This is a genomic window from Alcanivorax sp. HI0083 (assembly GCF_001635175.1).
Map to the genome: position 1 here is coordinate 1 of NZ_LWFX01001212.1, position 2,436 is coordinate 2,436.

Here is a 2,436-nt window from a genome sequence, read left to right on the forward strand (position 1 = left end):
GGTTCAGCGTCCCTTCTTCGCCAAGTACAACGAGGAAGCCACCTGGCTCAACCATCTGGAACCGGCCTTCGGCGAAGACAAGTTTTTCTTTGAAGACGAGCTGGCGGAGATGGAGAGCGAGTAAGGATCAGTTGATAGTGGATAATTGACAGTTGACAGCTACGCGGAAAAGCGTGGAATTGATCTGAAAGTAAAGAGGCCGCATCCAAAGTTTGGGCGCGGCCTCTTGCGTTTAGGTCTAAACCGACCTCTTATCGCGTCGCTGTCAACTTTCCACTATCAACTTTCAACTGCTTTTCCTTACCGCTGAATGACAGCAATAATGAATTCACCCAACTCAAGGAGAGTCCGATGAAGAAAATTCTCGCCAGTGCATCTGCTGCCGCTCTGCTGACCGGTTGTCTTGGTCAGAACGCCCTGTTCGATACTGTCCAGGACTGGAATGCCACCGCCACCAACAACAAATTCGTCAACCAGGGCATCTCTTTTGTGTTCTGGTGGGTGCCGGTTTACGGCCTGTCGTTGCTTGGCGACATCATCATTTTTAACTCCATCGAGTTCTGGACTGGCACCAACCCGATCAGCAAGGAAGGCGCCAAGGTCGCAGGGACCACCGAGACCGTGACCGACGGGTTGGGCAATGAAGCCGAACTGACCTACCACGCAGACGGCTCCATCACCGTGGTGGCCGCTGAGGAAAGCTACACCCTGATCAAACAGGACGGGAAGGTCATCAAAGTGCAGGACGACAAGCGCGAAGTGCTTGGCTCGGTGATGATGTAAGCCAAACCCAGGCGTTGTCGCCGAAGGCATAAAAAAACCGAGAAGCGAGTTACGAGAAGCGAAATGCAAAACCGGTTTTAGCTTCTCGTAGCTCGTAGCTCGTAGCTAAAAGCAACCTTCCATTCCGCCGCTACAACAACCGCGACAAGGTCACCAGCGCCTGCTCCACCCGGTTGTCCCACTTCACGGCGCAATTCAGCCGCAGACAGTTGGCGAATTTTCCGGAGGCGGAGAATAACGAGCCGGGCGCAAAACTCACCCCGGCTTCCAGTGCCTTTTCCATCAGCTCCGTGGTATCCACTTCTCCCGGCAATTCCACCCACAACACGAACCCTCCCGCAGGCCGGCTCACCCGGGTCTGTTGCGGAAACAACTGCGTCACCCGCTCGGTCATTCTTGCCACACCCCGCGCATGCTCACCGCACAGCTGGCGCAGAAACCGGTCGTAATGGCCGCGTTCCAGATAGCGTGCCAGCACCAGCTGTGAGGGTGTGGCCACCGATACCGTATTGATGAATTGCAGATGCTGGGCCTTTTCCCGATGACGCTCCGGCGCCACCAGCCACCCCACCCGCAGGCCTGCAGACAGGGTTTTTGACGAAGACGAACAGTAATACACCAAACCATTTTTATCCCAGCTCTTCACCGGGCGAGGTCGGGGTCCGCTCAGCGGCAGATCCCCGTAGATATCATCTTCCACCAACGGCACCTTGTGCTTCGACAACAACGCCAACAGGGCCTGTTTGCGTGCGTCGGAAAGCCTGACCCCAAGCGGATTGGAAAAATTCGACACCACCACACAGGCCGAAACTTTCCACCGGTCCAGCGCCAGGGTCAGGGCTTCCAGGGAAATCCCCTCCACCGGGTCGGTGGGAATTTCCAGTGCCTTCAGGCCCAGCGAATCGATCACCTGCAACAGGCCATAATAGGTGGGCGATTCAATCGCCACGGTGTCGCCGGGTTGGGTCGTCAGCTTGAGCGCAATGGCCACGGATTCCTGGCAGCTATTGGTAATCAGCACATCCTCCGGGCTCACCTCACACTGCAGCCCCGCCAGCCGCCGGGCAACCTGGGTGCACAGCTCCGGCGCCCCGGGCGGAAAGGCATAGCCCACACAGCGACGTCGTTCTTCACGCAGCACGCTGTGAAACATCCTTTCCATGGTAGCCACCGGCATATATTCCGGCGCCGGCACCGCCGCTCCCAGGTTCACCACCGACGGGTTATTCACACTCTGCAATATCTGCAGCACCCGCTCCTGGCCGGTAATCCGTCGCGGCCGCCGACTTGCCGTGGTCACCCGGGGGGCCTCGCGCACCACCGGCGGCTGGCGCACGTAGTAACCGGATCGCGGACGGGCTTCCAGCACACCACGCTGCTCCAGCTCCCGGCAGGCATTCACCGCCGTGGACACACTGACCTGTTGCTGCTCCGCCAGCACCCGCACCCCGGGCAGGCGACTGCCCACCGGGTACACCTGATCCCGGATCAGGACCTGCAGACGATCCGCCAGGCTTTGATACAACGTCATGAGATAAATACCCGATACAGTTTTTCGCATAACAACCAGTACAGATTACTATCCTTACAATCTGTACCGCTTCAATATTATTTTCTTATATCTGTATTGGCATGCGTTGTCCATCTAGTCTG

General features: G+C 57.4%; 2 protein-coding genes. One reads left to right on the forward strand and one right to left on the reverse strand.

The window, feature by feature from the left end; all coding sequences use genetic code 11:
• The first annotated feature begins 351 nt into the window (after positions 1-351).
• Positions 352-783 (forward strand): DUF3332 family protein, encoded by a 432-nt coding sequence (locus tag A3754_RS17600; RefSeq protein WP_063520745.1) that lies wholly within the window; start codon positions 352-354, stop codon positions 781-783.
• Positions 784-913: 130 nt separating this feature from the next.
• Here the strand turns inward: A3754_RS17600 and A3754_RS17605 are convergent, their stop codons facing one another.
• Complete coding sequence (locus A3754_RS17605) at positions 914-2,314, reverse strand: PLP-dependent aminotransferase family protein (protein WP_063520746.1); 1,401 nt, start codon at positions 2,312-2,314, stop codon at positions 914-916.
• Positions 2,315-2,436: the final 122 nt, after the last annotated feature.